This window comes from bacterium, assembly GCA_021372515.1.
Lineage (GTDB): Bacteria > Gemmatimonadota > Glassbacteria > GWA2-58-10 > GWA2-58-10 > JAJFUG01.
This window is the reverse complement of the sequence record JAJFUG010000037.1, coordinates 1-4,239: the sequence shown is the minus strand read 5'-3', so window position 1 is coordinate 4,239 and position 4,239 is coordinate 1. Positions and strand designations below refer to the sequence as shown.

Genomic DNA, 4,239 nt, shown 5'->3' with positions numbered 1-4,239 from the left:
CATGTAGTAGGGCAGGAAAATCCAGATCAACAGGGAGTAGGTATACCAGTTGCCCCATTCCATGTTCGCCACCACCAGGCCGGCGGCGTAGGCGAAGCCGATCATCCCCACGAAATGCTCGCTGGAGATGTTGGCGCTGGTTAGCGAACCGCCGATGGCGTACCAGGGCAGACGGTCGCCGGCCAGGAAATAGTCGCGCGAGGTCTTTTTCTCGCGCCGCGCCACATAGATGCCCAGCACCACCACCGCTGCGAAGTAGCTTATGAACACCAGCAGGTCGAGAACCGATAGGGAGACGCGTTGCATGGACGTTCCTGTGGGCGGTTACAGGGTTAGGGGAAGGAATCAATCCTGTGTCAGCCGATTCCGTGTCTTTCGTAGGGGCACGGCACGCCGTGCCCAAAATCTTATGTTCTCTTGGTTTCGGCCAGGAGAACCAGCAGCCAGCAAGGGCCGCGAAATGAACTGCTCGCTGTCTGCATTTTTTCGTAGGGGCGGACCCCTGTGTCCGCCCGGTCGCACACACGGGCGCGACCCTACATAGAAAAAGGATGTGCCATCTATTCTGCTTAGTGGCCTTTGCCGTTGTACTCGCGCACGGCCTCGATCATCGCCACGATGTTCTCCACCGGGGTGAGGGCCTGGACGTTGTGGATCGCGTTGAACACGAACCCGCCGCCCGGGGCGAACACCTCGCAGCGCTCCAGCACCTGCCTGCGGACCTCCTCCGGCGTGCCGAACGGCAGCGTGCGCTGGGTGTCCACGCCCCCGCCCCAGAACGTGAGCCGCCTGCCGTAGCGCTCCTTGAGAACCCGCGGCTCCATCCCCGTGGCCGAGCACTGCACAGGGTTGATTATGTCGAACCCGGCCTGGATGAAACTTTCCATGAAATTCTCCACCGCGCCGCAGGAGTGCTTGAAAGTCTTCCAGCCGGTGTGCTCGTGGATCCAGCCGTTGATCCGGCTGTAATAGGGCTGGTAGAGGTCGCGGAAAGTGCCGGTGGAACAAAACGTGGAGGTCTGGGTGCCGAAATCGGTGCCGCAGACAAAGGCCACATCCACCTTGTCACCCACCGCGGCGTATATTTTCGCCAGGTTCTCCAGGGCGATCTCGGTCTGGCGGGTAAACACCTTGTGGATATAGTCCTGGCGCGCGACCGTGGAGATGTACCACTCGGTGATGTCGCGGATGCCCTTGGGGTGTTTCATGAACGGCCCGGGCACCAGGGCGATGTCTCCCAGGGCCAGGCCGCCGAAAGTGGCCAGCACCGCGCGCCCGGTGGAGCCTGCGCGCTCGACCTCGGCCCGGAAATACTCCAGGTCGGCCGCCGGGATGGGGCCGAACTCCTCCAGGTTATCCGCCGGGTCCAGCTTGCCCTCATCCAGAGGCTCCTGCCGGATTATCGAGTCGAAGAAATGCCCACCCTTGGGCATCTTGCCGCTGGGAGGCACTGAGCTGTCACCCCCGGGGTAGATCAGCGTGTCACCGTTGTCAGCCGTGCGCGTGACGAAGTTCTTCGAGACCAGGACCTCGATCCCCTCCTGGGTGCGCCAGGGGCGCCAGTCCTCGTTGCGGAAACCGAACATGGTGGCCGGTGCGGGCACACCCTCGACATCCAGTCCGAGGGCTTCCTGGAGGTCATCCTCGATCAGGCCGAGCATCTGGTAGGGCTCGTGCACCTTGACCGGGCGCTTTTCGAGCCCGTAATGCCGTCGCAGCGCATCCACGCAACTGACATGCATCCCGGTGACCGCGCTGGCCCCGAAATCCACCGGCACGCGGCCTGGATCGCGGTGCTCCAGCGCGGCGCGGACAACCTTTCTGCTCTCCATCCTGTTTTCTCCTTGCAAGCGGGTCCGTGAGACGGCAATTCAGATCAGGGCGGCCAGGCGGCGCTCGCATTCGAGCATGGCGCGGACCGTATGGTAGTTGATTTTCCAGGCATGGCCCATATAGTCCCAGAGCACCCGGTTGTCCGGTCCCAGCAGGGGCAGCCACTCGCCCACCCGGTGGTTGATCACGTGCCCGAACACGAAACGGTGCAGCTCGAGGTAGGCCTCGCGGTAGCGCGGGTCGCCGAAAGTTTCCCAGGCATCCAGGAACCCGGTCAGGGCCTCGGCCTGCTGCCAGAACTCCTTGTTGCGCTCGCGGGCGGGCCCCCGGTGCGGTCCCTCGCAGAACACGCCGCCCAGCTCGCGGTCCAGGCCGAATTCGAGGCAGTGATCATAGAGCTTGTGCTGCACGGAGCGGTAGTGGGACGGGTCGAGGCCGAGTGTGCGCACTGTCAGGCCCAGCAGCCAGGCGAACTCGACATTGTGGCCGTAGGAGGTGTTGTCCAGGGGCCGCCCGTGGTCATCCTCGGCCTCGCGGTCGGAACCCCAGACATTCTTGAAAATGATAGCCCGCAGGGGCTTGAAATCCGGGGAGAATTGCGCAATCGCAGTGCCGTGCTCGGGGTGAAGCATGCGCGAGACCAGCAACTCCGTGGTCTCGCGGGCGCGGCGGGCGTGAATCTCGCGGCCGCTGGCCGCGTAGAGATTGGTGAACGCCTCCATCAGGTGCATGTGGACATCGAAAGATTTGCGGTCGCCGCCGTACTCCCCGGGCTGGCAGTGGGTCCACTCGCGCTCGAAGAACTCGTACCAGCCGCCGTTCAGGTTGTCGGCCGCGAAAGCCTGGAGCCACTCGAAAGTGCGCTCGGCCAACTCCAGCACGGCGCTGTCGCCGCAGGCCCGGGCGTACTCGCTGAAAGCGTAGATCACGAAACTGTGGCCGTAGACTATTTTTTTGCGGTCCACCTGGCGGCCGTTACGCTCCAGGACCCAGAACCAGCCACCCTCGCGCCAGTCCAGGAAATGGTCGAGCATGAACCGCACGCCGCGCCCGGCCCGGTCGAGGAAAGCTCCTTGCGGGTCGAGGCCGGCGCGGTGGATCGCGGAGAAAGCGTAGATCATCCGGGCGTGGGCCAGCAGGTTCTTACGGCTTTCGCCGGTGGGATTGCCCTCGCGGTCGAAAAAGGTGAGGAACCCGCCGAAAAGCGGGTCATCCCCGCGCGCGCTCCAGTAGGGGAGAAGCTCCTGACGAAGGTGCGCGCGGACTTGTTCCAGGCAGAGACTGAGCTGTTTGTCCATGTTTCCGATCCGATAGGCGGCTTGTCCGAGCGGTTGATTGAGTCCGTTTCACCGTATTATGAGCCGTGGCTGGGGGCCGGGGCCGCGAGGCGGGGGGGCCGCGCCGCCGCCGTGGAACACGGCGGGCGGGCGCACGCGCGCGGCGCCGTTGGCGCCCGGCGCGGCCCCCCGCTCTGCGGCCCGAGCCTCCACCTGTCGCCCGGCCTCAGCGACGGATCAACCGGGCCGTGTACACCTGCCGCGTGCCGTCATCCACCGAGTCGAACACGATCAGGCTGTCGCCGTTCTGGAACCGCCCGTGCAGGTCGCAGCGGGCCGGCCCGCTGAACTGCTCGCCGTAGTTCCGGAACCGTCCCAGCCGCAGCACGGCCTCGTCACTGCGCCGCAGAAGGATCAACGTGCGCCTGTCAGCGCCGTCCGGGTAGGTGTCGGTCAGCATCCAGCGCCCATCCGGCGAGAAAGTCCCGTGCCCGTCCTGGCTCAGCAGCCCCGCGCCGAGTATACGGAAACCGGTCGCGCCCGAGGGCGAGTCGCAGAACAGCACATGCTCCAGCGGCAGGTGGCCCTCGAGATAAGTGGTCACCATCAGGCTGTCATCGCTCAGCCAGTCGTAGTGTGAGCCGCCCCGCTCGTAGCCCAGGACCACCCTGAGGTCTGAACCATCCGCGCCCACGGTGTAGGCCGCGGTGACCCAGCCCTTGCCGTCCAGACGAGCCGAGCGTCCAAGAAAGAACACTCGCGTGGCGCTGGGGTTGAACATGGTGTGGTTGACCCACATCCGTCCCGTGGCGACTGTGCTGTCCGGCGGATTCAAGCGGTAGAGGTCATCCAGCGAGACAATGAGGCGGCTGGCGCCGGTTGCCAGGTCCACGCTCCAGAGGCCGTCATCCGACGGGTGCAGCTCCTCCAGGCGCGGGTTGTCCCCCGGCCCGGGGTAGCCGTAGCCCGGACGGGTCTGGTGCAGACGGGCGAAATTGAGGCTCAGCCCCTTGCGGCCATCCGCGGAAACTCCACTCAAGGCCCGGCCCAACACCCGCTCCTCGCCGGTGAACACGTTGTGCACCACGCTCACGAACCGGCCCTCGCGCAGGTCGTTGAACGTGACCAG

Annotated in this window: 4 protein-coding genes; all 4 read right to left on the bottom strand. The window is 65.1% G+C overall.

What is annotated here, in order from left to right; all coding sequences use genetic code 11:
• Positions 1-306: hypothetical protein (locus LLH00_03385; GenBank protein MCE5270306.1), on the bottom strand; the 306-nt coding region annotated here is incomplete at its 3' end.
• Between the two features lie 263 nt (positions 307-569).
• The gene (locus LLH00_03380) at positions 570-1,832 is read right to left on the bottom strand and encodes a methyltransferase (protein ID MCE5270305.1); all 1,263 of its coding nucleotides are present in this window, start codon (positions 1,830-1,832) and stop codon (positions 570-572) included.
• A gap of 39 nt (positions 1,833-1,871) precedes the next feature.
• Positions 1,872-3,131 (bottom strand): AGE family epimerase/isomerase, encoded by a 1,260-nt coding sequence (locus LLH00_03375; GenBank protein ID MCE5270304.1) that lies wholly within the window; start codon positions 3,129-3,131, stop codon positions 1,872-1,874.
• A 205-nt stretch (positions 3,132-3,336) separates the two neighbouring features.
• Positions 3,337-4,239, bottom strand: a 903-nt coding sequence (locus LLH00_03370; protein MCE5270303.1) for a hypothetical protein, incomplete at its 5' end; no start/stop codon positions are given.

Bases quoted from the DNA above. Each gene is read 5' to 3' on its own strand.
- LLH00_03380 (MCE5270305.1), bottom strand. From the start codon at position 1,832: ATGGAGAGCAGAAAGGTTGTCCGCGCCGCGCTGGAGCACCGCGATCCA.
- LLH00_03375 (MCE5270304.1), bottom strand. From the start codon at position 3,131: ATGGACAAACAGCTCAGTCTCTGCCTGGAACAAGTCCGCGCGCACCTT.